Genomic DNA, 25,245 nt, shown 5'->3' with positions numbered 1-25,245 from the left:
TTAATCCTCCTGACTAGTTTCTATAAATTCTCTCTTAGGTTTTATGATGATACTGCATATCACAAAGGCGATTATTGCACCAAGTAACCCTAAAAATAATTGTTTTGGTCTCTCCTTTGGCGCTAGAAAATACCCTCCAAAAGCACCTAAAGAGCATATAACCAATGATATTACCAATTCCTTAATAGAAACCAAATCTTCCCAAACTTCAATATTCTTCTTATTTAAGTCACCTTCAGGTGATTTTTTCATATCCTTATCTAAGTTATTCATTCACTCAACTCCTATTATCTTAAATTTCTATAGGTAAGTGATTCCCTTTCCAGGATGACAAGTAAAAACCTTTTTAACTTTTGGAAGCTTTATCAGCGACTCATATACTATTTGCTCATGGTTCGGCATACAAAGTACCTTTACATTTGGACCAGCATCAATAGTAAAATAAACCGGAATACCTGACCTCCTAAGAAGTTGAATATGATGTATCACATCCATAGTTCCGCTTTGCCAATATAAGATTGGAGGCTCAGCTCCAAGCATAGTACCATGCATCTTCAATGCATTTGACTCCATCACCTTACCTAAGCTATCAAAATCTCTATCCCCTATAGCATCTTTTAAAGTACTTAAATCTCCCTCAATGGTATCTAGCCAGCCCTTGTAAAAAGGTGAAGTTAATACTGTTTGCCTCATTCCATCTCTGCTAGATACATTCTTTTGTTCTGAAGCTACTAAAACTGAAAGAATACTAATATTCCATGAATTTTCATCCAATAGCTGGCTGGCATAAGAATCCCTTCCGTCAGCTTCTATTCCTTTATGCCATTCAACGAATCCACCATATATAGATCTACAAGCAGATCCAGAACCTTGACGAGCTAAAACAGATAACTCTTTTCCACTTAAATTCATTTGAAGTGCTTTTGCAGCTGCGGCAGCCAGTGCAGCAAAGCCTGAAGCTGAAGATGCAAAACCTGCTGCTGTAGGTACTTTATTCTCAGAAGAAACTAACGCACGATATGTTACTCCTGCAGCAATTCTTACTTTATCAAGAAACTTTGATACCTTCTCTAATTCCTTATCACTAGCAATCACATTATCTAGAAAGAAAGTATCCTTATCAAAGCTCCCACTGAACTCAACAGTTGTGATGGTATAGAATCTATCTAGAGTTACTGATAAACTGCTATTCATAGGTAAAAATAACTGTTCGTCACGCTTTCCCCAGTATTTAATAAGCGCTATATTAGTGTTTGCCTTCGCTGTAGCTTTCACTTGACTCCCTCCTATTTCTTAGTTATGGTACATAAAGACTGTTATCATTACTTGAAAAATACCAGCTTTTAAATGCACCAGCTTTAATAAGCTCTGACGAAATTAATCTAGCCTTTTCTAAACTACTGGCTAGAGCTATCATACATCCCCCTAGACCTCCACCAGTTAATTTTGCTCCCAAAGCACCTGCCTTCATAGCAGCCTCAACCAATAGATCTAATTGATCATCACTAACTCCTAAGTTTATAAGTTCCTTATGATTACTATATAGTAGTCTTCCAAGTGAGTTAATCTCTCCGTCAATAATAGAACTCCTTGCAGAATCTACGACTTTACCTATCTCATTCAATGACTTTTGTACTTTTAGAGGCTCCAAATCATACTTCTTTTTTACATTACCTACAGCTGTATGAGTATCCCCTACCCTTCCAGTATCTGCCACCACTATAAATAATTCTTTTCCACTTTTAATAGGAAATATATCCTTTCCCTTTTCAAACCAAATAGGACATTCACATATTTCTGAAGCGGTATCAATTCCACTTGGTTTTCCATGTGCATATCTCTCAGAAATTTGAACTAGACGAAACAACTCTTCATCTGAAAGCTCTTCCTCAAAAAAAGAAAATAAACTTCTTACAATGGCTATAGCAACTGCGGCGCTTGACCCTAATCCACGACCTGAAGGCACTTCCGAATCTATTAATATTTTTAATCCATACCAAGATTTGTTTAACTTTTTTAAAGTTTCCTTTATACAGGCTGATAGCCCCTGCATCTTCATTGGTATATTTTCTATAGCTCCACTATAAATAGCAGATTCAAGCATAATTTTTCCAGAATAACTGCTAGTCACTGCCTTAACCTTAAGCGGAAAAGGAATTGCTATTGCTGGCTTGCCATAAACAACTGCATGTTCCCCAACTAGAATCAACTTACTATGTGCTTCCCCCACAGCTGATTTAGTAGAATTTGTATTCATATATAACCATCCTTTATTGTTCACCGTAAAAATTTAATAATCTCCCTCTAAACTTTGGGATATTTTTCATCGAAAATTTATATCCATTGATAATAATAATTGATTAATATTTAATTGTCAAATAATACTTATTATCAACAAAGCAAATCTTATATGAACTTTTTTTTCATATTTTATTATTAATTAAATTTATAACACACTATCTTAGCTGAATTACATTTGTCTAAAGAATAAAATAATACCATTCATATATTTAAATCTAATAGCTCTATTTCATAAAAGTGATATTGGAATATTGTCAAACCACAGAATATGTGATATAGTATATCTTAATATAAAGTAAATAATACTAGTTACGGTTGGGTAAATTGAATAATTTACTTTCAAGCAATTTGGTTTCTGGGGTGGGAAGCTTTTTCAAGGCATTCCCATCTTTTTATTTTGCAATATTTTTTTAACTATTAGAAAAACTATGAACAGTTATATGACTTATTAGACTTTATTATCCCAGCGAGATATCAAATTACTGGATATAAGTTAAGTAACAAAATAAGTTGAGCTTTATATTTTATTAACTACAGAGAAAGGATATACAATATGCAAAACACACTAAAAGACAAGAACTACAACTTTTTCCTTAACTTTTTTAAAAATGAGGCTTCCAGTGGAATACTATTGCTCGCCTGCTCTATTATTGCAATCTTGGCAGTAAACTCTGAATTTGGACCATCTTATAATGAATTTCTTCATAATAGTTTAGCAATCGGATATAAAGATGCTTCTATTTCAATGTCAATAGGACACTGGATTAATGACGGATTGATGGCTATATTTTTCTTTGTGGTTGGAATGGAAATTAAGAAAGAACTCTTAATAGGAGAACTGAAATCAATAAAAACCACTATATTACCAATAGCTGCTGCTATTGCAGGAATGATTGTACCTTCTATTATATATGCTATAAGCAACTATAATCAGCCAACTATACATGGTTTTGGCGTTCCTATGGCAACAGATATTGCCTTTGCCCTAGGCATAATATCTTTAGTTGGCAAGAAAGCTCCCAAAGGAATTGTTGTTTTTCTTACTGCACTAGCTATCGTTGATGATTTAGGTGCCATAATAGTTATTGCATTATTCTATAGTAGTGAACTTTCTTGGCTTTATTTACTAATAAGTGCAGTTATAGTTTGCTTACTTGTTTTAGCTAATAGACTAAAGGTTAAATCTCCAGCAGTCTTTATAATACTGGGATTTATATTATGGTTTACAGTACATAAGTCTGGCATACATTCTACCTTTGCTGGCGTATTATTAGGTATGACAATACCTGGCTCAAAGGATGAAGAGGAATTTGAAAATTCAATGCTAAATAAGCTTGAAAAAGCTATTTCTCCATGGTCTTCCTACTTAATAATGCCTTTATTCGCATTGGCAAACGCTGGAGTAGCAATAAGTACAAACAGTATTTCTACAATAATGTCAACCCCAGTAAGTATAGGAATTATCCTTGGACTTTTCTTAGGAAAGCAACTAGGAATTTTCGGCATATCAGCTCTACTTGTTAAGTTAAAGATTGCTGAGCTGCCTACTGGAGTAAATAAAAAGCATTTGTATGGTGCCAGCATTCTTGGTGGTATTGGATTTACCATGTCAATCTTTGTTTCATCTTTATCCTTCTCAGATGAGACCATACTTTCTACAGCAAAAATAAGTATAATGGTAGCTTCCCTTCTATCTGCAATATTGGGATTGTTAATTTTTAATCTTACAAAAGCATCACCTGAAGAAGCTGTAATAGACTAATTTAGCTAGTATTATATTATCCAAAACATTTAATATAGAAATATTAAAATCCCTTATAGCATAAGTATAAAACTCTATCTATAAGGGATTGTTCTTTATTCAATTATATCTATGCTAATCGCTTGGCTCTACATGGATCATAGCTTCGGTAATGTTAAAGTTTTTCTTCAAATTCTTCTCTATTTCTTCCGTAATGTTATGAGCTTCCACTACATTCAATGTTGAATCTACAGCTACAGTAACATCTAAGAGTATATTATTTCCAAGAATACGAGCTCGTATTTGCTTTACCTTATCAACTCCTGATATTATTTTTATACCTTCTGTCATATCATTCAACTGTTCCTGACTAAAACCATCTGTCAGGTTATGAGAGGACTCGCTAAATATCTCCCATCCAGTCTTTATGATCAATATTCCTACTATTATTGCAGCTAGAGGATCAATCCAAGGCAACCCAAACTGAGAAGCTATAATCCCACTAGAAGTTCCAACGCTTACCCATGCATCAGATAGATTGTCCTTGGCTGCAGCCATAAGTCCAGAACTGTTTATCTTTATTGCTATTCGTTTGTTGTATCTGTATACAAAATATATAGCAACGGCACAAAATATCCCTACAACTGCTGATATCATATCTGGAGCCTTTGCTTTAAAATGGATGACTGACTGAACTGCACCAAAAAGTACATTTAAACCTACCGCAATCATAATTAGAGAGGCAACTAACGATGCTATGGTTTCCGCTCTAAAATGCCCATAAGGGTGATCTTCATCTGCTGGCTTTCCTGACAACCTTAATCCAATTAGAACTGCTACTGAAGCTATTATATCAGTGGTATTATTAATTCCATCAGCAGATAAGGCTTCTGAACCAGATATGTATCCAACTCCAACCTTAACTATTGATAATGCAATATAGGCTAAAATACTTATTCTAGCTCCTCGTTCTGCAAGTTTTAAGTTAGTATACTTTTCATCCATTAACTACACTCCTTACACACTAAATCCCTCTAAATAATTTAACGCTTATCATCAATATTTATGTACCATACTAAAAACTAATGTTAAATAATAAAAAAGACTTTCAACGCAACAAATAACATTGCGCTAAAAGTCTCACTTAACTAAAATTAGTTATAATATAGCCAGACCTATGGTCAGTATGTTGACTATATCCCCTTACCTAAGGTAGTTACTCCCTTTTAACTATTGTAATAAACAGATTATATGACAAGTTTACTGTTGTTGCAAATAAATTACAACATAAAAACTTGTATTTTACTTTAAGATCAAGTCATCATAAAAAGATAATATAAAATAGTCTTTTATACTATATGCTTATTTTAGTATAAAAGATGTTCAATATTCTATTTATTTAATATTAACTATTTAATTATTTTATAATATACTCCTTCACTAATACCCATCTTTAGCATCTCTAAAAACGAAAATCTAGCTTAATTCATCAATTTTATTTGATTCATAAATAACGACTCCAGCCTCATCCTTCTTTGCCGCTACAATCATGCCTCTAGCTACTGCTTCACCTCTTATTGGTCTATATTTTCTTAATGGTCCTATAAGCAATGGAGTAAATAAACCTGATAAAGCCGCAGTTATTCCTTCTCCCATACGAAATTCTCCGCGATCACCTAGCAAAAGAGATGGACGAAAGATTTTAAGTGCTGGTAGATTTAACTCTCTTAGAGCTTCTTCAATCTCACCTTTTACTCTATTGTAGAAAATACTAGATGAAGAACTAGCCCCCATAGCTGTTACTATTAAAAACTGTTTTGCTCCCATCTTTTTAGCCATCTTCCCTAAGACTAATGGGTAGTGATAATCTACTTTTTTGAAGTTCTCTTGAGTCTTTGCTTTTTTTATTGTTGTTCCAAGGGCACAAAATACATCTGCATCTTTTAAATTAATATCTATGTTTTCTAAAAAATCAAAATCTATTATCTTCTCTTCAAGCTTAGGATTATTAATTTCTAAAGATCTCCTTAATATCAATGTTACAGAATTATATTCTTGATCACTTACTAATTGTTTTACCAGCTCTTTCCCTACTAATCCAGTACCACCTACAATTACAGCTTTTCTTTTCATGCTGATTCTTCTCCTTTATATAATTAACTTGTTACAGATACCTAATTTATTAATAATAATTGTATTTTAAAACTCTCGTAAAATAATAATATTTTCAAGCTTATCTTATACTATCTAATATAAAACTAATTCCTATAAGTTACAATATAACTACCTAACTTCAAGTATTAATTTGTATATCACATTCGAGGTTTCTATTGAAGGGTATTGATAATTTTATATAAGATGCAAATTTTCTTATTAATATTTCTTCTATAATATTAATATAAGCCATCTACCAATGCTTATCTAAAATTTTATATACAATATAAGGTTTTTAAAGAATAAAAAAGTTATATTTGTCAAATTATAACCTTACAAACAGTAAAGAAAGGATGTTGTATTATGGACGAAGATTTCATAACCCTTGATGAATTAACAGAATCTCTTGAGGAAAAAGGAGAAATTAGTATTACTGATGGAATAAATGAACTATTTATTGAAGCTATAGATGACAAAGAAGGCTACTCTTATGTAAGTAGTACAAATGAAGAGTTCGATAATAGCAGAGAAGCAGTAGAGTGGGCTGTAAAAAAGATCAAAGGACTTGATAATATAGTAACTTGGGACTAATTACACTAGTCCCAAGTAATATTAGTCAGAATAGAAGGTCGCTGAAGTGCTTATTCATCGACCTTCTCCATATCAGTTATTGCAATTTATATTAAGAAAACCTTACAAGAAAATATGTTTAATTTATTCCAAACTACCACTTGATACTGGAAGCCTTATACTTACATTAAAAATATTCTTATCATTTTTAATAACCATGGTTCCCTTATGACTTTTAATTATCTTTTCACAGGTCTTAAGGCCAATTCCAGTGCTATCCACAACTTTTAAGTCAGTAGTTATATAATTCTTAAACTCTAATAGTAAGAGTTTATTTTCTATACAATACTTTATGTTTATAGATTTTTCTTTGTCTGAATACTTTAATAAATTTGAAAATACATTATCAAGAACCCTTCGAATTGAAATTAAATTTAGTTTTATTAAAAATGGTATTCTATCACAGTTTAATTCTATATTATAGCCTTTTTCCTCCAATATAAATATTTGTTCCTCTAACAATTGCTGAAAAATCTCATTTCCATCAAAAAGTTCTTTTTCTAACATTTCTTCATTAGTATTGAAAACTAAAAAATACTCAAATAACTTATCAGAAAGATATTTTATTTGATAAGCCTTTTCTCTACTATTATGAATATATTTTTTTAAATCCTCATCTGTTTTATATTTTTTATATTCGATTATATCTAAGTAACCAACTAAGGCTGTAAGTGGGGTTCTTAGGTCATGGGACATTGCAGTAATCAAATCACTATTTGCTACTCTTGCTTTTTCTTCGTTTTCCCATCTCTCAATAAAAGACTTCCTCATTTCATTAATGCTTTGAGCTAAAGAAGAAAGTTCATCATTACCTTTACTCACTATTTCATAAGTTAAGTCTCCACCCTCTAGAATTTTTATCTCACTATTAATTTTCTCAATATACTTTATCTTTTTCCTTATAAAGAATAGATTTATTGCAATAGAACATAAAAAAGCAATCAAAATGCTTATAATACTTATAATGGAATAATACTTATATTCAAAAAAACATTCTATGTATATCTTGCCAGTATAATCAGCAAATTCTATATTCTGCAACGCACTGATTTCTGAAACTTGATTAATAAAATTCTCTTCATAGCCTATATTAGATTTAAACTTACTTGAATCATATATTAATTTATTATCTTTATAAACATTTATAATTACATATTTTTGATTTTTTACCCACTTATTTATCGCCTCATAATCAGATATTTTCACCTTGTTCTCTTGAACATATTTACTAAAATCAACCAGAGTTTTCTGTCTTTCATTATCAAAAAAAGAGATTTGATTAAAATGTTCAATTACTATGTTTTCTCCAGTGCCATCTAATATAAAATATACTCCAACCGCTATTAAAAATGATATTACAAGAGATATAACCAATTTAAATTCTAGTTTATATACACCACTTTTTCTACTCAATTCTATATCCCTTTCCCCAAACAGTTTTTATATATTCAGGATTTTGAGGGTCTTTCTCAAGCTTGCTTCGCAAATTTCTTATATGTACCATAACTGTGTTATTACAAGAATAGAAGTATGGCTCAGCCCATACACTCTCATATAAATTTTGTGCTGAAAATATTTTTTTTCTATTTTGAGCCATAAGTAATAAAATTCTATACTCAATCTCTGTAAGTATTATTTCTTCTCCGTATTTAGATACTTGATTGGAATCCTTATTTATTGTCAATCCATTTATGCTGATACACTCATCAGCGTGGATTTTCTCTTTGCCTTTATATACATAATATCGTCTAAGCAGTGCCTTAACTCTTGATATAAACTCAGTATAAGAAAAGGGCTTTGATAAATAATCATCACTGCCAGCAGAGAATGCCATAATTTTATCTGAATCCTGAGTTTTTGCTGTAAGAAATAAAATAGGTGCAGTGGTTTTTTCTCTTATTTCACCACATGCCTTAAAGCCTGATTTTATTGGCATCATTATGTCAAGTATTACTAGATCTGTATTACCATCAACCTTTTCTACAGCTTCTGCTCCATTTGATGCCTCGATTACATTATAGCCTTCACTTTCCAGTAAAACCCTAACTATTTCTCTTATTTCTTCATTATCATCAGCTATTAATATATTTTTACCATAGTCCATTAGCACACCTCCACTTTTACTATTAGTATATATTGATGTTTTTACAAAATCCATATACTTTATATCACTTAAGAATTCTTAAGATTTACCCTACAAACTTCTTAAGATTTATAAGATAAGCTATGATTATTAGATTTCTTATTGAAAGGATACGTTAAAATGAATAAAGCTGAAAAAACAATAATTTATAAAATATGTGCCTTTTTGTTGTGTATATTAATTGCCATCCCTATAATAAAGTACTTACCTGATATTATTGCTTTAACGATGTCTATGGAAAAGTTCAGCAGTTACATAATATCTCTCGGTAGCCTTGGAGCCGTCGTATTCACTTCTTTTCAAGTACTTCAAACGGTTATAGCACCAATACCTGGAGAAGTTATTCAAGTTGCTGGCGGATATATATATGGTGCTACCTTAGGAACTATTTATTCCATGATAGGTCTTTTGTTAGGCGGTATAATAGCCTTTTACTTCACCAGATTTATAGGTGGTAACTTTATTGAGAAATTATTAAAAAAAGAAAAACTTAGCTGGCTGTCAAAGATAATGCATAGTAATAAGTTTGACCTTGTTATATTTATAATATTTTTAGTACCAGGTCTACCAAAAGATTTTCTAATTTATGTAGCTGGTTTAACGCCAATTAAATCGTTAAAATTTTTCATTATTTTAACTATAAGCAGATTTCCTTGGACACTAGCTTCTGTAAGCATCGGTTCAAATCTTCACTATGGTAACTATACAGCTACAATAGTAGTGGCACTTATTGCATGTGTTGCATTTATTCTTGGAATAATTAATAAAGACAAGCTTATTAACAAGTTCACACCAAATAACAATTAATAAAAAATAGGAGTATATATATGATTAAAAAATGGATTCCAAACCTACTTACTTTTGCCAATCTATCCTTTGGTATTTTCTCGATAATATCTGCTTTCAAACATAATTTTATATTCGGCGCAGCTTTTATACTTATTGCGGCTTTAATAGATAGATATGATGGCAGAATTGCTAGATTACTCAATGTATCCAGTGAAATAGGAAAAGAATTAGATTCTTTATCAGATTTAATTTCCTTTGGAGTAGCACCTTCTCTTCTAATACTTATTAAGTATGCTCCATTATCTAATATTTACATAATAGACATAGGCTTTGTACTACTTTATATAATTTGTGGTGCCTATAGGTTGGCAAGATATAATACAAGCACTTTTAATGGAATTTTTACCGGAGTCCCTATAACTATAACCGGTTCTCTACTAGCTTTATTTTCAATTTCTACTCCAGCTAATAGCATTTACTACTTAGTGTCAACGATATTACTTGTAGCTTTTAGCTATCTTATGATATCAAAACTTCAATTAAAAAAATTATAATATATTTTCTCAAAACTATTAATATAGAAAAATAAACGGACAATATTAAGTCCGTTTTATTTTTTAACTATCAGTTTTCTTTAATCCTTGCTCTTTTGCTAATATTTTCTCTTCATATCCATCAATTTTATTATCTAGCCTTTGCAAAGTCTGCTGCATCTCACTAACCTTCTCAGCAAGCTTGCTTCGTTGCTCTATTAAAAGCTCTTTTCTAGCCTCTACTGTCTCGTCACCTTCTTGGAACAGTGAAACATATTCAATCAATACTTCAATGGGAAGGCCAGCACTTCTCATACACTTAATAAACTCTACCCACCTACAGTCTTCCTCTGTATAACTTCTTATTTTGCTCTTATTTCGATTTACATGAGGAATCAAGCCAATACGCTCATAGTAACGTAAAGTATCTTGTGATATACTAAATTTTTCACTTACTTCTGCAATAGTCATTTATTTTCACCCCTTTAAATATTTCTTAGATACCTAAAACTAACACCATAAATCTTGCCTATGTTTAAACACAGTACTTTTATATAGCCTAAATCTTATTTAACTTTTTTGTCATTTCAATAAGCTCATCTATTAATCGTTTCTCTGAACTAGCATTCATTAAATGATTTTGGCAATGGATAAACAATACTGAAAATTCAATTTTTTCACCGTTAGCTTCTCTCTTAATCAAGGAAGTTTGCATATTCTGAGCTTTTTTTAAAGTGCCCTCCGCTTCTTCAACTAATTCATCCACTTTGTGGAAGCATCCTTTTTTAGCTGAATCAAGCGCTTCATACATCAATGTTCTAGCTTCACCTGCGCTCACTAGAATTTCCATAACCATCACTTCTTCTTCCCTACTCATAAAATCCCCTCCAAAATCAAGCTTACTTAAGAATAAGTCTAGCATTTGGAGTTAGGTCCAAGTCAATGATTTTTATTATAATTTATTGTAAAATGTAATAGTAAATTCTTAATTGCCATATGAAGACCTTATTTCCTTATATATAATAATTTATTATTACTAAAAAAACTAAAAATCTCATTCTAATGTAGGTTGAATGAGACTTTTAGTTCAACATATTTTCGCTTTCATATTCCATATAAACTTCATCCATACCTAATCTTTACTTCTTGCTATTTGTATAAGCAATATATTTATCTCCCCATATTCTAAACTGATCAAGTACTGGTTGAAATTCTCTTCCTAACTCAGTTAAGGAGTATTCTACCCTAGGTGGTATTTCCGAATAAACCTTTCTAGAAACTAACCCATAGTCTTCAAGCATCCTTAACTGCTTAGTAAGGGTTGCTTGAGTAATATCTTCAAGTCTTCTCTGAAGCTCCCCGTATCTCAAGGTACCTTCACTAAGATGATGCATGATAATTATAGACCATTTACCAGAAAATACTTTTTGAGCAGTAAAATATGGGCATTTGCCAAATAAACTTTTATCGTCTTCCATTACAAGTAACCTTCCTAGTATATTTTTTATATTATAACTTAATCGTACCAATGATTTATTTTGATTTTTATTTTATCACAACAATCCTAAGTGGACAATGATTAAAAATCCTTATGCTTTATATTACTATATACATAAGGATTTTTGTATTACCAATACTTATATATCTATTTTTACCTAGCTATGTTTAATAATATTGTTAAAATTAACAGAGTCCTTTATTCTTACGTTAGCTTAGCACTTTATTTAAAACTTCTTCTATTGATGTACAGCTTCTTCCTATTAGTTTTTCTAAATCTTTTGATACCTTAGAAAATTGTCCTTCAGCTATTGGAAGATAAAGTCCATAAACATTAAACCCTGCAACAGCTTCTGGCTCTCCCATTGAAATTAACTTTTCAACTGCCTCACTTGGCTCTAAGCTAACATGCTTAACTTCTTTTTGATAAAGCTTAGATAGTATCTCAGCGTATTCATCAAAGGATGTTGCTGTTGAATTTACTAAATTATAAACTTTATTTTCATGCCCTTCTCCTATAATAGCTGATGCTGCAGCAAGCGCTAAATCATCTATTAATACAAAATTAAATCTTCCATTGGCTGCTGCTGTAATTAAACTTCCATTGGAAACAGCTTTATTAACTAAATCTCCTGTTATATTCTCTAAGTAAAACCCATTTCTAAGAAAAGTGTAGCTAATCCCTGTTGTCTTTATCATATATTCGGTTGCAAGGTGAACATTTTGTAATCCTACTACATTCATATCTTCTGCATATGCAATACCTGTATAAAAAATATGTGATACCTTTGCATCTCTTGCTGCTTTAACAACATTGGCATGCTGACTTATACGCAAAGTATTGTCAAAGTCTGGAGAAGAAACGAACATTAACTTTTCTATTCCTTCAAAAGCATTTCTTAAAGAAGCTTCATCATTGTAGTCTCCAGTTTTAATTGTGACACCCAATTTCTTAAGCTTTTCTCCCTTTTGCTCATCTCTAACTAAAACAGCTATATCTTTTGCTTCCACCCCTTTTTCTAATAAGTGTGTTATTATAGATCCACCTAATCTTCCTGTTGCTCCTGTAACTAAAAATCTAATCATTTTTTTCATTCCTTTCATTTTACTTATTTTTAATATTCCATTTCTACAAAAATTCGAAAATTAATATAAATACTACTATTAAGATAAACTGTTCAACTATCCACATAATTATGACTTAAAGTTTAAACTATAAGTATATGTCAATAAAATTCATATCAAATATTTATGACAAACTGCAATAACAAATTAAATTAATTTCTATTTATTAATAATAATTATCACTCAATATAATATTATTTTATTTTTAAATATTAGTTTTGTATAGTACAATCTTTTATTAATGTTAGTATCTAACTAGATAGACTTGACTATTTCACTTATTCTTTTTGAGATATAAATTATTTAAATCATCATATTCTACAATTTATTTAATTTTTTATTCTCTCAGATGTATTACATAAAACCTAACATTTAACTCTCTAATTATTAGGTTCACCAAACAAAGTGTTTTATACTTTTATTTGCATTAAAAAGCACCAAAATATTAGATAAAAAATCTAATATTTTGGTGCTTTCAAGAATTTCATTATACTTAACTTGAGACATTTTTATGATATTTTTAAGTTCCTATTTGCTTTCCTTTATTAATAAGTTCCTGGAACTTCTCTAATCCAGTAACAACTTCTTTTAACTCTTCAATGGATGCAATCTTAGCCATATCAGCGAAGTATTGGCTTCTTATCTCTGGTATATTGAACTTTCCTAGAAACTCTTCAGATAAATATAAGTTTACAGATCTACGATTATCTTCTGGTATTTCACGTATTACACTGCCTTGCTCCACTAACTTATCGATTAGCGCAGAAACTGTACTTTTTGATAAGCTTAACTTTTTACTTAATTCTTGAATATTAATACCAGGATTTTTATATATGGCATGAATTGAGAATAACTGTGAGCCTGAAAACCCATATTGCTTAGCTTTTTCTATAAAATAATCATTAAAATCTTTCTGTAAATTTCTAAAAAGAGTCATTAATCTTTCTATATATTCACTGGTTAATTGATTCTTATCATCAATATCTATCATATTTTCCTCCTAAGAACTAGTTGTCATAAAGATAGGTAACTTACATGCTGTCTATATTAATATTATAACGTTTTGTATTACAAAATCCTATAGTCTACTTTTTTACTATTTACCCTAAATATCTACTCTAAGCCTTTGAAGTTAGTAGGTTTAGCTAGTAATTTTATTTCTTTCTAAACAGTAAAAAAAATGTGGCTTTATGTGAGTGATTAATCTCATTCACATAATAGCCACTTTAATCTTTTGTTTAGTTAATAGGTAGTTTTCTAACCCACAGCCTCAGTTTCTAAGTCTGCCCCTGAGAATTGGCTGTTGTAAAGATCAGCATAGAAGCCACCCTTTTCTAACAACTGGTTATGGTTACCCATTTCTATTATTGTTCCCTTATTCATAACTAAGATAAGCTCTGCGTCACGAATAGTTGAAAGTCTATGAGCAATTACGAAGCTTGTTCTATTAGCCATTAAGTTAGCCATAGCTTTTTGTATTAACACTTCTGTTCTAGTATCAACACTACTTGTTGCCTCATCAAGTATTAATATTGTAGGATTTGCAAGTATAGCACGAGCAATAGTTAATAGCTGCTTTTGACCTTGAGAAATATTTGTTCCTTCTTCATTAAGAACAGTATCATAACCTTCCGGTAATGTTCTTATGAAGTGATCAGCATGAGCTGCTTTTGCTGCACGAACTATATCCTCCATAGTAGCACCTTCTGAGCCGTAAGCTATATTGTCCTTAATTGATCCATTGTATAGCCATGTATCTTGAAGAACCATACCAAACATCTTACGTAATTCGCTACGTTTAATATCATTAATATTTACACCATCAATCTTTATCTTACCAGCATTTATTTCATAGAAACGCATTAGAAGATTAACAAGTGTTGTCTTACCAGCACCAGTAGGCCCAACGATAGCAACTGTATGACCTTTCTTAACATCTAGGTTCATATCTTCTATTAGAGGAACATCTTCTACATATCTAAAATCAACATGTTCAAAAGTAACTTCTCCATTAGGATTTTCGAGAACTATTGCATCAGCACTGTCTGGTATTTCCTCTTCTTCATCAAGAATTTGGAATACACGTTCAGCACAAGCTATAGTTGATTGAATAACATTTGCTATATTTGCAGTTTGAACTATTGGCATAGTAAAGGATCTTGAGTATTGTATGAAGGCAAGTATATCCCCTAAGCCTAATAAGCTCTTTGTAATCCATATACCACCAACTATACTGATTCCAACATATCCGATGTTACTTATGAAGTTCATAAGTGGGAACATGATACCTGAAACAAATTGTGCTTTCCAGCCTGCATTTCTAAGTCTGCTGTTAATAGCTTCAAACTCTTCTATAGAGTCCTTTTCATGTCCAAAAGCCTTAACTATCTTATGTCCAGTATACATTTCTTCTACGTGTCCACTTAGAAGACCAATTTCCTTTTGTTGAGAAGCAAAGTACTTTTGAGACTTCTTTGCAATTGTTGCTGTAGCTAAAACATATAAAGGTAATGTTGCTATTACAATAAGTGTTAGTATTGGACTGATTGTAAGCATCATTATGATATAACCAACTATAGTTATAACTGATGTAATTATCTGTGTTAAACTTTGTTGTAGTGTTGTTGCTATGGTATCAACGTCATTAGTAACACGGCTTAATATATCACCATGTGCATGCATATCAAAATACTTAAGTGGCAATCTTCCAAGCTTTTCGTCAACTTCTCTTCTTAAGTCACGAACAGTCTTTTGAGCTACCCCTGACATTACAAGTCCCATTGTTAAACTAAATAATGCACTTATAACATACATACCAATAAGTATTAATGCTATTACACCAATATAATGGAAATCATATTTCCCATTTGTTTCTCTTATTGCAGTAATTGCAGAATCAATCTGAGCATCAGTAAGCTTCACATCATTTTTAGGACTTGAAGGTGCATTGTCCATAGTCTTACTTAATTCACTGCTTAAATCTAAGATTTGCTTAGCAGTATCTGCTTTTTTATCAGCATCTGTTAGTGTATCTAATCTTGGAAGTGCAATAAACTTTTGGATAGACTTTATACTCTTAGTGTCTATCTTATTCTTTGAATCTGTATCAGTAGTTCCCATATCTGGCATACTGCTGAAGATATCTAACATTTGATTTGTAACTTTAAGCTTTTCATCAGCATTAGTTATTGAGTTTAATACTGGTAACCCTAATAATTGTTTAACGCTGTTAAGTTGATCTGGGTTCATTGTATCCTTTGACTTATCATCTGTAGTAGTATCAGTCTTAGGCATCTTATTGAATATATCAACTAATTTAATTGCAGTTTCGTTCTTTTCCTTAGCATCTGTAATAGAGCTTATATCCTTAACTGCTAGTAAATCTTTAATAGTTTGTATATCTGATTTGTTTACCTTGTTTCCTGAGCTATTGCTGTCACTTGACATATCAGGCATATCATTGAATATATCTAATAATTGATTTAAGTTATTTTTCTTTTCATTAGCATCCTTAATATTATTGATTAATGGAAGCTTTAATAACTTTTGCACGGCGTCTGTAGCCTTTTGATCCATTTTGCTAGTTGATGAGCTTGAGCTCTTTGCAGTGAAATCTGTCATCTTAGCTATTCTAGAATATACTTCATTCATTTCTGCAGTATCAAGACTCATTGAGCTTTGTGTAGAACCTCCTCCTGGTAGCTTTTTAGCAACATTCATGAAGTTCTTTATTACTGTAACCTTATCATTACCAGCCTTAGCCTTGTCTAGCATTGGTATATTTAACAACTCTTCTAATGGAGCTAAAGAAGCTTTATCTATCTTACCATTTGCTGGCATAACCTTAAGTATGTTGATAAAATCAAGTGTAGTTTTAACTCTTGTAGCTCTATCATTGGAAGCATCAATCATTGGAAGCTGCATTAGCTTTTGTAGCGTTGCTATAGTTTGAGCATCTGGCATTGCCGCCGCACTTTGAGCTGCTGCTGCTTGCGCCGCTGCCGCTTGGCTAGCTTGTGCACCACCCTGAGCTGCAGCTTGCTGCATCTGTTGTAGCTTTTGCATCTGTGCCATTTGTTGTTGCACTTGAGCTACCATAGTTTTTTGAGCTGAAGCCATCTGAGTAGTTATCTTATCTACTGCTGTCTTCTGTCCTGTAAGTACACCTTGGTACATTTGTGTAGCTACATTGTTATAAATTGCATCTACTGCCTTTGACTGTGCGTCACCCATGCTTGTAGTAATCTTATCTACTGCAGTTTTTTGACCATCAGCCATCTTGTCTATTATTTTGTCACTAACTTCTTTTTGAACATCGCCCATCTTGCTGTTCATTTCATCTATTGCCTTATTCTGTCCTTTAGACATTTCAGAAACCATCTTACGAGCCATATAAGCATTTTGAAGTTTGTTCATTGCTTTACTTGATATCTTTGGTGCTGCTATTGTAAAAGTAGTACTTAATATAGCAAATAAGAATACTACTATCAAATTCATTTTATGAGGTCTTAGGTATCTAAGAAGTCTTTTGAAAGAGCCTTTAAAGTCCTTAGCCTTTTCTACTGGTCTTCCCATACCTCCCATTGGGCCGCCTCTTCTGCCGCCTGCTGGTTTTTTGGTATTTTCACTCATGCTATCTCCTCCTCTGAAAGTTGTGAGGATACAATCTCACGGTAAACATCACAGTTTTGTAGTAATTCCTTATGAGTTCCCATGCCTACAACAGAACCTTCATCAAGAACTATAATTCTGTCTGCATCCATAACTGTACCAACTCTTTGTGCAACTATTATTACGGTTGATTCCTGAGTTTCTTGCTTTAGGGCCGCTCTAAGCTTCGCGTCTGTCTTAAAGTCTAGTGCTGAGAAACTATCATCAAAAATATATATTTCTGGCTTTCTAACTAAGGCTCTAGCTATAGAAAGTCTTTGCTTTTGACCACCAGATACGTTAGTACCACCTTGTGCTATTTCGTGATCATAGCCGCCTTCCATAGTTGCTATAAAGTCTGCTGCTTGTGCAACTTTAGCAGCATGTTTGATTTCTGCATCAGTAGCATTATCATTTCCAAACTTAATATTTTCAGCAATTGTACCGGAGAATAGAACTGCCTTTTGAGGTACGAAACCAATTTTATTTCTAAGAACTTCTTGTGAAATATCTTTAACATCTACCCCGTCAACTAATACACTTCCACCTTGTACATCATAGAATCTTGCTATTAGATTGATTAATGTAGACTTACCAGAGCCTGTACTTCCTATGATAGCAGTAACTTCACCTGGTTTTGCTGAGAAGGAAATATTTCTAAGAGCTGGTTCTTCAGCACCATGGTAGCTAAAGCTTACATCCTTGAATTCAACATATCCCTTACCTTCAAAGCTCTCATTTAATACTTTTGCATCTTCTATATCTGGGGCAGTGTCAAGCACTTCGTTAATTCTAACCGCTGCAGCTTGAGCACGAGGAACCATTATAAACATCATTGAAAGCATAATCATTGAGAACATGATTTGCATAGCGTATTGAGTAAAGGCTGAAAGTGCACCTAAATCTAAACTTCCATCAGCTATACGTAATCCACCAAACCAAAGGATTGCAAGTGAAGTAAAGTTCATTATAAGCATAATAGAAGGCATCATGAAAGCCATGATTCTATTAACTTTAATGTAGTTTTGTGTAAGATCATCATTGGCATCATTGAAACGCTTCTTTTCTCTATCTATTGTATTGAAAGCACGTATAACTCTTATTCCTGTAAGTTTTTCACGTAATACTAGGTTAATTCTATCTATCTTAACCTGTACCATTTTGAAAAGCGGCATCATTCTTGTTGCAAGTATTGCTATAACTAATATAAGAACTGGCATTGAAACTGCAAGCACCCAAGTAAGTGATCCATCTTTTCTGTATGCCATAATGATACCACCAACACACATTATAGGTGCACTTATCATCATACGCATTATCATAACTGTAACTGTTTGAATCTGAGTGATATCATTTGTAGTTCTAGTGATAAGTGTTGCTGTACCTAACTTATCGAATTCATGTAAAGAAAAGCTTTCAACCTTTCTAAATACCTTATTTCTAATAATTTCTCCAAGTCCTGCTGCAGATCTAGCTGACAACAAACTTGCCAAAATTGAACAAATAACTCCTCCTAAAGCAACTAGGATCATTATCCCTCCAGTGTGGAAAATCTTGCTTGTATCTCCTTGCATAACGCCATCATTGATTATATCTGACATTAAAGTTGGAAGATAAAGATCACCGATAGCTTGACAAGCTACGAAGATTATTACTCCTATTACCGAAATGGTAAATGGTTTTAAAAATTTATAAAGTCTTAACATAAAGCTATCTCTCCTTTCTAGCCATTAATATTCTTTTTAAGGTACTTAATCCCTCAACTATTTTTTCCATATCCTGTTCAGTCGCTGAACTAAGCAAATCTTCAAAACTTTCTTCTGCTTTCTTGTGCAATTCTTTATGATTTTCTTCGAAGGCTTTAGTAACACTTACATAAACAGTCCTTCTATCCTCATCATTTCTTGTTCTTTCCACCAAACCATGCTTTTCTAATCTATCCACTATCCCTGAAACGGTACTCTTTGACAAATGAACCTTATCGCTTAAGTCACTAATCTTCATCTGGCCATATTCTTTTAATATATGCAGAACCATACCTTGTGGCATAGTAACTTCGCTATCTTCAAAATTTTTTCGCATGCTTTGCTGTATAAGCTTACTTACTTCAACAAAAAGCCTGGTCGTTTCTCTACCTGTATCACTTGAATACATTTTTCCCCTCCTATTATTCACAGGAATTAATTCGCTTTCCAATTGTTCGTATCCGATTAATTCGTGCACGAACTAATTATATCACCCTATATGTTTCAGTCAAGATATCTTTTATCATGGAATACGATTACAAATAAATTTTTTTTATTTATTATTTTAATTATTACTTCTATAAGATATTCATACGTTTTCAACCTCTTAACTAATTATAATAAACCTTAGATTATAGCATCTCCCCCTAATTATGTATGTCCCACTTCGTGATAAAATCTATATATTCAAACCTATCTTTCAGAAAACAGTTAAATTTTAAAAACAGACTTTAGATCAAAGTGGTGCCTCTTTATTTGTCATTCTTATAATATAGTTTCGATGATAAAAGGAAAAAGGTTATAGCTAAAGCTTTATTTCGATAAATTTTAATATAAAGTATAACTTTATAGATAAAAAATCATGTATATAAGGATTATTTACCTGTATATACATGATTTATACTTATCCTAAAAATTATCTCTTTGGTATAGGTATATGACCTTTAATTCAACAATAATCATCTAACTAAGCTTCATAATATTATAAAATTATATTACATATTAACTTTACCAAGCTTTTTTACTTTCATAAATATATTTATTCTCTCACTGCTGTAAAGCATGGTGAAGATATATATCAAAACAAAAAACGGCATAATGCCAATATTGGTTTTAGCTGCTATAACTCCCAAAATTGGAGGCAGGAATGTTGCTCCAATATAACCAGCTGCCATTTGATATCCTATGATTTTTTGTGACTGTACTTTACCAAACCTAACTGGGGTTTCGTGGATCATACAAGGAAATATTGGTGCAAATCCAAGTCCAACCATTATAAACCCTAAAAAAGCAAAAGCCTTAGATAATGGCAGTATTAATAATAAAATGCCTACCAGAGACATAATTTGCCCCGCTCTTATAAGTATCTTATTTGACAACTTCATTGTAATAAAGCCAGTTATCAGCCTTCCTATGGTAATACCTCCATAGTATAGTGATACCCAGCTTGCAGCCGTAGCTGGAGCGAAAGCTTTAGTATTAACCAAAAAGCTACTTCCCCACAAACCAATGGTAGATTCTCCACCGCAATAAAATAGAAAAGAAATTAACGCAAAACTTACTCCAGGATATTTTAATACATTTTCTTTTACTTTAGAGCCACTTTTCTCCTGTAAGTCTAAAATTTCCGAGTTATCTTTTCCAACTTCTACTACATTATTAAGATTTTTATCATCTCTATATTCGTAAGTGTCGATTTCCTCAATTTTATGTTGTTCTTCATTGCTATCTTTCCCCTCACCTCCAACCTTTCTCCATAAGGGTAAAGTTAAAAATAGCAGGATAACTAAAGAAAATTGCAAAAAAGAAACTGTTCTATATCCATTCCTCCAGGAACCATTATTCCCTATAAAACTTGACATTATTATGGGGCCTAAGGTAGCACCAACTCCCCAAAAACAGTGAAGCCAACTCATGTGATGTGCCTTATAGTGATTTGCTACATAGTTATTAAGTCCTGCATCCACAGAACCAGCTCCAAGTCCTAGAGGAATAGCTAATAGTATAAGCCAAAGAAAAGAAGGTGCTAAAGAAAATCCTAAAAGTGCAGCTGCAGTCATAAAGCAACTTATCAATGTAACCTTTCCTGTTCCTAACTTTTTAAGTACATAACCACTTGCTAAGCTTGATACAATTGTCCCTCCAGCTATGGACATAGATATAATTCCTGCGGCTTCTAACTTAGCACCAAGATCTAAATGCATGACTGGCCATGCAACACCCAACAATGAATCAGGTAATCCTAGGCTAATAAAAGCTAGATATATTATCATTAAAAAGAATACTGCCAAACTTCTTTCCTCCAAATTAAAAATTTTTGATGTTCAATTATAATTGTAACACAAAAACACACTACTATGTATTAATTTTCCAATTCAGAAAAAACCCTAGCATCTATGTAGTCTTTTGTAAACTCATTTTAAATTCTATGTACCAGTTCTGTATAGTTTTTTGAAAACTCAACTCCTGCATTGCAGCAACACTCCTTAAAAATAGTCTCTTTTCCTTTCTTGTCATAGAGTGTTACCTTTAGCTTTCCACTTAAAGTTTCTCTTGCCGTAGGTATCATACTCCCGTCATAGGGTGCATATAGGTTCATGAAGTGAGCTTCTTCATAGATAGCCTCTACTTTTAAGTTATAATTTTTATTTTCAGTTTCTAAAATAACTTTATTTTTCTCATAGCCAATTGATAGCTTGCTTCTATTTATTGTTGTAAATTTATAAAATCCCTCTTTCACGTAAAGCCCTATTAAAAAGCCAGTAAAGCTTTTGAAAGGTTTTGGAAGTGGAATATGCCCAATAGAACAGCTAAGTGATGCATTTACATTTTCAAAGGAATTTCCTTGGGCCCATATATAGGAATACGGAAAAGCCTTTCCCCAGTTCTTCTCAACATATAGCTTCCCTCCTGTGAAATCAATATCCTTTCCATTAATATTAAGCTTTCCTATTATGTCTCCATCCATAGCACAAACCTGACTATAGCACTCCATAAAATCCAAATAATTATAAAAGCCCATACTTCCTGGATTTATTGAAGTATCTGGCCACTTTATTATATTTTTAAAATACAGACTTCCACATATTTTTTCTTGTTTCTCATTAATATTCAATTGTATCCCCTTAAGAGAAAAAGAATTAACACCTAGCTTTACATCAAATTCAGTGTCACTAGCCTTAAACTCATCTTCTTTAAACCTCAAGTAACTAAAATCACATTTACTTCCTTTGAGTACTTGAATAAAACTGTGAGACTGATTTTCCTCTCTTGACATAAAAACTCCAGGGATAAAACAATAGGTATCCCCGTTATTAGGCTGAACAAGCTTAAAGTACCAGCCTTCAAAGAAATTTATTTTTCTATTCTTACCATGAAAGACATCAGGATTTCTAATAAATTTAATCAATTAAACACCTCTTTCACATAAAGAAAAATTTTGTTCACCAATATTCTGGTGAACAAAACTTTTATTAATTGTTATACCTTTAAGTATATTTATCTTAGTAAACTATTTTAAAGCGCGAAACTTATAATATTACTCTTCTTCAGCTTTAATGCTTTTCAATCCTTTAAAGCTTCTATTAAGTACAAATCCTCCTATTAGGAATATAAGCATAAATGTTAATAGGAAAAAGGAAATTTGAGTTAATCTTATACTGTTAATACCACTTATTATCATCCTAAGACCTTCCACCGTATAGGTCATTGGGAAAAATGGTGAAAGGACTCTAAAGACTCCTGGTGCAGTCTCTATAGGAAAGGTTCCTCCTGAAGATGCAAGCTGCAGTATAAATAGCACGAATAATATTGGTGTTCCTACCACTCCTATTGCATAAGATACACCATACATTATGCTGAAGAATACAATAGATATAAACATATTTTCCAGATAAAATACAAATTGATTTGTAGGTTGAAGTCCTAGAGCTGCTATAAGCACAGAACTTAAGATAACTGCCTGAAGCATAACTAACACTGATCCAGCTATAAAAGTCCCCAAGTAAGTTTTTATATATTTGTTTTGAACTACCTTTGACAGCTTTGTAAGAGACAATATTAAATTCATTAACATTGCCCCCAGCCAAAGTGATAAAGAAATAAAATATGGGGCAAGCCCTTCACCATAATACTTAACTGTGTTTATTGATACATCAGATAAAGTTAGAGGATTAGTTACAAAGCTTGATATATCTTCTATTCCAAACTTTAAGCTGTTATTCATAGTGTTATAACCACTGTTTAATCCATCTCTTAGCTTTATAGTTCCATCACTAAGTGAATTAAGTCCATTGGACAAATCCTTAGTACCATTATTTAGAGTAGTAAGCCCTGAAGCTAACTCTCCTGTTTTTTTTACTGCTGTACTTAATCCCCTACTAAGCTCCTGGCTTCCACTTTTCAGGTTATTTGCTCCATTTATAAGTTGATTCACGCCAGAAAGAGCATTATTTTGAGTAGTAGAAAGTGTACTTGCTGCAGCACTTAATTGATTTAAGTTGTTTGTTAAAGAACTAGCACTGCCTGCTGCAGTCCTAAGATTTTCTTCAAGCTTCTTAGTGTTTATAGTATTGACCAATCCATTTAAGATTGTTTGAGCAGTACCAATACTCTGTGGGTCATTTGAGGTAGACAGTATGGAAGATACCTGATTTAACGCTCCTTTAATTTGAGCTATGCTATCTGCTGCAGTTGTTAGTCCTTGAGAAAGATTAGCTTTTGAAGTTCCAGATGCCACTGCCGACATACCATCTGAGAGAGCCTTAGCTCCACTTACCAATTGATTAACTCCCTCTGAGTTTTGAGTTAATCCACCTTTAAACTTATTTAATCCAGCCAGTAATGAATCTATTCCCGTTGTAAGTTTAGCTTCTCCAGCATAAGCTTTTTCTAAGCCACTTTGAAGCTGCTTTGCTCCACTTGTAGCTTTAGCTAATCCTGTATCTAATTGATTTGAACCATTTAATAACCTTACCGTGCCATCCACCAATGAACTTGCACCTTTACTTGCCTCTGACAAAGAATCCTTTACAGTGTATAAGCTACCTGCTAGTGATTTAGTTGTTTGTTCCTGAATACTAGAAGCAACTTCTGACTTAATGCTTTCAGCTGCTCTTTCAGATACTTGAGCAAACACAAAGTTCTTACCTTTGTTTGCTTCATAAAGTACCGTAGGCTTAACCAAGTTGCCACTAGCTGCTTCAGATATGTTCTTAGAGAAGTCTTCTGGAATTAATATTAAAGCATAATATTTTGTACCACTTACTCCTTTTTTAGCTTCATCATAGCTAACAAATTTCCAACCAACCTTATTATTTTTTCTTAGATTATCTTCTATATCCTTTCCAACGTTATACTCTTTTCCTTCCTTAACAACCTTCTTATCTAAGTTTACAAAGGCTACTGGCACATCATAAAACCTTCCATAAGGATCCCAAAAAGCATAAAGATATATTCCCGAATATAATATAGGTACAAATATAATTGCTATAATAGATATTACTATTATTTTAAACAAAATCTTTCTTCTATCCCTATTTACTTGTTCACCCATAGCTATCCTGCACATAGCTAAACTTACCTTATAGTCCTCTATAAAATAACTGTGCAGGCTATCACCTACCTTTCTACTATAATGGAATAAAAATTCTCTGAGGTTAAACTTCCTTAATAAACTTTTTCGCGTCTGCCTTTTCTGAACGTTTGTGCACAAGGTCTATCAAGCGATTTTTTTACCTTTTACTCTAAATAGTTGTCCTAAGCCCTTCATATTTATTAGGTTTAGCTAGCAATTTTTTTATATTTTCTTTAACAGTAAAGATAGTTTTTGCATAGCAGCATCACATTATGTGCAATAAAAATAATAGTATTTTCTATAATCCTTATAAAGTAAAAAGACAGTTCTAATTAACATAGAACTGCCTTCCAATTAAAAGC

General features: G+C 32.3%; 22 protein-coding genes and 1 other annotated feature. Of the genes, 4 read left to right on the top strand and 18 right to left on the bottom strand.

The window, feature by feature from the left end; all coding sequences use genetic code 11:
* From GXK57_RS02695 to mvk, 3 genes are read right to left on the bottom strand one after another with little or no spacing between them, the layout of a single operon-like run.
* A complete protein-coding gene (locus tag GXK57_RS02695) occupies positions 1-273 on the bottom strand; it encodes a hypothetical protein (protein WP_202127660.1) in 273 nt (90 codons plus the stop codon).
* Between the two features lie 27 nt (positions 274-300).
* Positions 301-1,275, bottom strand: coding sequence for a diphosphomevalonate decarboxylase (gene mvaD / locus GXK57_RS02690; protein ID WP_160671037.1), 975 nt, complete (start codon positions 1,273-1,275; stop codon positions 301-303).
* Positions 1,276-1,297: 22 nt separating this feature from the next.
* The gene (mvk, locus tag GXK57_RS02685) at positions 1,298-2,257 is read right to left on the bottom strand and encodes a mevalonate kinase (RefSeq protein ID WP_160671034.1); all 960 of its coding nucleotides are present in this window, start codon (positions 2,255-2,257) and stop codon (positions 1,298-1,300) included.
* 357 nt (positions 2,258-2,614) lie between these two features.
* Positions 2,615-2,671: a sequence feature (sodium ion sensor (DUF1646 type); this cis-regulatory element may regulate processes involved in with the transportation of sodium ions), on the top strand.
* Positions 2,672-2,854: 183 nt separating this feature from the next.
* Between mvk and nhaA the strand changes: the two genes are divergently transcribed.
* On the top strand, positions 2,855-4,063 hold the full coding sequence (gene nhaA, locus GXK57_RS02680; protein WP_160671031.1) for a Na+/H+ antiporter NhaA: 1,209 nt from the start codon (positions 2,855-2,857) through the stop codon (positions 4,061-4,063).
* Between the two features lie 114 nt (positions 4,064-4,177).
* Here nhaA and GXK57_RS02675 read toward each other — a convergent pair whose 3' ends face one another.
* Both GXK57_RS02675 and GXK57_RS02670 read right to left on the bottom strand, forming a co-directional pair.
* Positions 4,178-5,047: a cation diffusion facilitator family transporter gene (locus GXK57_RS02675; protein WP_160671028.1), complete on the bottom strand. Its 870-nt coding sequence runs from the start codon at positions 5,045-5,047 to the stop codon at positions 4,178-4,180.
* A gap of 471 nt (positions 5,048-5,518) precedes the next feature.
* On the bottom strand, positions 5,519-6,175 hold the full coding sequence (locus GXK57_RS02670) for an oxidoreductase (protein ID WP_160671025.1): 657 nt from the start codon (positions 6,173-6,175) through the stop codon (positions 5,519-5,521).
* A 384-nt stretch (positions 6,176-6,559) separates the two neighbouring features.
* Between GXK57_RS02670 and GXK57_RS02665 the strand changes: the two genes are divergently transcribed.
* Positions 6,560-6,787 (top strand): hypothetical protein, encoded by a 228-nt coding sequence (locus GXK57_RS02665; RefSeq protein ID WP_160671022.1) that lies wholly within the window; start codon positions 6,560-6,562, stop codon positions 6,785-6,787.
* Between the two features lie 123 nt (positions 6,788-6,910).
* On the opposite strand, the gene GXK57_RS02660 is transcribed toward GXK57_RS02665, so the two are convergent.
* Complete coding sequence (locus GXK57_RS02660; RefSeq protein ID WP_160671020.1) at positions 6,911-8,239, bottom strand: HAMP domain-containing sensor histidine kinase; 1,329 nt, start codon at positions 8,237-8,239, stop codon at positions 6,911-6,913.
* Positions 8,232-8,930, bottom strand: coding sequence for a response regulator transcription factor (locus GXK57_RS02655; protein WP_160671017.1), 699 nt, complete (start codon positions 8,928-8,930; stop codon positions 8,232-8,234). Before GXK57_RS02655 ends, GXK57_RS02660 begins: the two co-directional genes overlap by 8 nt.
* Positions 8,931-9,089: 159 nt before the next feature.
* Between GXK57_RS02655 and GXK57_RS02650 the strand changes: the two genes are divergently transcribed.
* Both GXK57_RS02650 and pssA read left to right on the top strand, forming a co-directional pair.
* Positions 9,090-9,776, top strand: coding sequence for a VTT domain-containing protein (locus tag GXK57_RS02650; protein WP_160671014.1), 687 nt, complete (start codon positions 9,090-9,092; stop codon positions 9,774-9,776).
* A gap of 20 nt (positions 9,777-9,796) precedes the next feature.
* Complete coding sequence (gene pssA, locus GXK57_RS02645) at positions 9,797-10,312, top strand: CDP-diacylglycerol--serine O-phosphatidyltransferase (RefSeq protein WP_160671012.1); 516 nt, start codon at positions 9,797-9,799, stop codon at positions 10,310-10,312.
* Positions 10,313-10,375: 63 nt separating this feature from the next.
* On the opposite strand, the gene GXK57_RS02640 is transcribed toward pssA, so the two are convergent.
* The 11 genes from GXK57_RS02640 to GXK57_RS02590 form a co-directional block, all read right to left on the bottom strand.
* Complete coding sequence (locus tag GXK57_RS02640) at positions 10,376-10,762, bottom strand: MerR family transcriptional regulator (protein WP_160671009.1); 387 nt, start codon at positions 10,760-10,762, stop codon at positions 10,376-10,378.
* Positions 10,763-10,850: 88 nt separating this feature from the next.
* Positions 10,851-11,168 carry a PTS lactose/cellobiose transporter subunit IIA gene (locus GXK57_RS02635; protein ID WP_160671006.1) on the bottom strand — a complete coding sequence of 106 codons (318 nt, stop codon included), beginning with the start codon at positions 11,166-11,168 and terminating at the stop codon, positions 10,851-10,853.
* Between the two features lie 262 nt (positions 11,169-11,430).
* Positions 11,431-11,769, bottom strand: coding sequence for a helix-turn-helix domain-containing protein (locus GXK57_RS02630; RefSeq protein ID WP_160671003.1), 339 nt, complete (start codon positions 11,767-11,769; stop codon positions 11,431-11,433).
* 229 nt (positions 11,770-11,998) lie between these two features.
* Positions 11,999-12,874, bottom strand: coding sequence for an SDR family oxidoreductase (locus GXK57_RS02625; RefSeq protein ID WP_202127659.1), 876 nt, complete (start codon positions 12,872-12,874; stop codon positions 11,999-12,001).
* Between the two features lie 559 nt (positions 12,875-13,433).
* Positions 13,434-13,904, bottom strand: coding sequence for a MarR family transcriptional regulator (locus GXK57_RS02620; protein ID WP_243156354.1), 471 nt, complete (start codon positions 13,902-13,904; stop codon positions 13,434-13,436).
* Between the two features lie 266 nt (positions 13,905-14,170).
* Entirely contained in the window at positions 14,171-16,033 is a 1,863-nt protein-coding gene (locus tag GXK57_RS26975; RefSeq protein ID WP_347709077.1) for an ABC transporter ATP-binding protein, read from the bottom strand.
* A gap of 1,508 nt (positions 16,034-17,541) precedes the next feature.
* Entirely contained in the window at positions 17,542-19,269 is a 1,728-nt protein-coding gene (locus GXK57_RS02610) for an ABC transporter ATP-binding protein (RefSeq protein WP_160671000.1), read from the bottom strand.
* A gap of 4 nt (positions 19,270-19,273) precedes the next feature.
* Positions 19,274-19,717, bottom strand: coding sequence for a MarR family transcriptional regulator (locus GXK57_RS02605; RefSeq protein WP_160670997.1), 444 nt, complete (start codon positions 19,715-19,717; stop codon positions 19,274-19,276).
* A 586-nt stretch (positions 19,718-20,303) separates the two neighbouring features.
* Positions 20,304-21,581, bottom strand: coding sequence for an MFS transporter (locus tag GXK57_RS02600; RefSeq protein WP_202127666.1), 1,278 nt, complete (start codon positions 21,579-21,581; stop codon positions 20,304-20,306).
* A 146-nt stretch (positions 21,582-21,727) separates the two neighbouring features.
* Positions 21,728-22,717 carry a tocopherol cyclase family protein gene (locus tag GXK57_RS02595; RefSeq protein ID WP_160670991.1) on the bottom strand — a complete coding sequence of 330 codons (990 nt, stop codon included), beginning with the start codon at positions 22,715-22,717 and terminating at the stop codon, positions 21,728-21,730.
* Positions 22,718-22,846: 129 nt separating this feature from the next.
* The gene (locus tag GXK57_RS02590; protein WP_160670988.1) at positions 22,847-24,862 is read right to left on the bottom strand and encodes a YhgE/Pip domain-containing protein; all 2,016 of its coding nucleotides are present in this window, start codon (positions 24,860-24,862) and stop codon (positions 22,847-22,849) included.
* Positions 24,863-25,245: the final 383 nt, after the last annotated feature.

Source organism: Clostridium sp. C8-1-8 (genome assembly GCF_009928445.1).
Classification (GTDB): domain Bacteria; phylum Bacillota; class Clostridia; order Clostridiales; family Clostridiaceae; genus Clostridium_AR.
Note: the sequence above shows the minus strand (reverse complement) of the source record. Positions and strands in the feature narration are given on the sequence as shown.

Excerpts from the sequence above, each read along its gene's own strand:
- GXK57_RS02630 (WP_160671003.1), bottom strand. The coding sequence starts at position 11,769 with ATGGAAGACGATAAAAGTTTATTTGGCAAATGCCCATATTTTACTGCT.
- GXK57_RS02605 (WP_160670997.1), bottom strand. The coding sequence starts at position 19,717 with ATGTATTCAAGTGATACAGGTAGAGAAACGACCAGGCTTTTTGTTGAA.
- GXK57_RS02635 (WP_160671006.1), bottom strand. The coding sequence starts at position 11,168 with ATGAGTAGGGAAGAAGAAGTGATGGTTATGGAAATTCTAGTGAGCGCA.
- nhaA (WP_160671031.1), top strand. The coding sequence starts at position 2,855 with ATGCAAAACACACTAAAAGACAAGAACTACAACTTTTTCCTTAACTTT.
- GXK57_RS02670 (WP_160671025.1), bottom strand. The coding sequence starts at position 6,175 with ATGAAAAGAAAAGCTGTAATTGTAGGTGGTACTGGATTAGTAGGGAAA.
- GXK57_RS26975 (WP_347709077.1), bottom strand. The coding sequence starts at position 16,033 with ATGGGAACTACTGATACAGATTCAAAGAATAAGATAGACACTAAGAGT.
- GXK57_RS02650 (WP_160671014.1), top strand. The coding sequence starts at position 9,090 with ATGAATAAAGCTGAAAAAACAATAATTTATAAAATATGTGCCTTTTTG.
- GXK57_RS02590 (WP_160670988.1), bottom strand. The coding sequence starts at position 24,862 with ATGGGTGAACAAGTAAATAGGGATAGAAGAAAGATTTTGTTTAAAATA.
- GXK57_RS02655 (WP_160671017.1), bottom strand. The coding sequence starts at position 8,930 with ATGGACTATGGTAAAAATATATTAATAGCTGATGATAATGAAGAAATA.
- GXK57_RS02695 (WP_202127660.1), bottom strand. The coding sequence starts at position 273 with ATGAATAACTTAGATAAGGATATGAAAAAATCACCTGAAGGTGACTTA.
- GXK57_RS02620 (WP_243156354.1), bottom strand. The coding sequence starts at position 13,904 with ATGATAGATATTGATGATAAGAATCAATTAACCAGTGAATATATAGAA.
- GXK57_RS02640 (WP_160671009.1), bottom strand. The coding sequence starts at position 10,762 with ATGACTATTGCAGAAGTAAGTGAAAAATTTAGTATATCACAAGATACT.
- GXK57_RS02600 (WP_202127666.1), bottom strand. The coding sequence starts at position 21,581 with ATGATAATATATCTAGCTTTTATTAGCCTAGGATTACCTGATTCATTG.
- GXK57_RS02665 (WP_160671022.1), top strand. The coding sequence starts at position 6,560 with ATGGACGAAGATTTCATAACCCTTGATGAATTAACAGAATCTCTTGAG.
- mvk (WP_160671034.1), bottom strand. The coding sequence starts at position 2,257 with ATGAATACAAATTCTACTAAATCAGCTGTGGGGGAAGCACATAGTAAG.
- GXK57_RS02625 (WP_202127659.1), bottom strand. The coding sequence starts at position 12,874 with ATGATTAGATTTTTAGTTACAGGAGCAACAGGAAGATTAGGTGGATCT.
- GXK57_RS02610 (WP_160671000.1), bottom strand. The coding sequence starts at position 19,269 with ATGTTAAGACTTTATAAATTTTTAAAACCATTTACCATTTCGGTAATA.
- pssA (WP_160671012.1), top strand. The coding sequence starts at position 9,797 with ATGATTAAAAAATGGATTCCAAACCTACTTACTTTTGCCAATCTATCC.
- GXK57_RS02675 (WP_160671028.1), bottom strand. The coding sequence starts at position 5,047 with ATGGATGAAAAGTATACTAACTTAAAACTTGCAGAACGAGGAGCTAGA.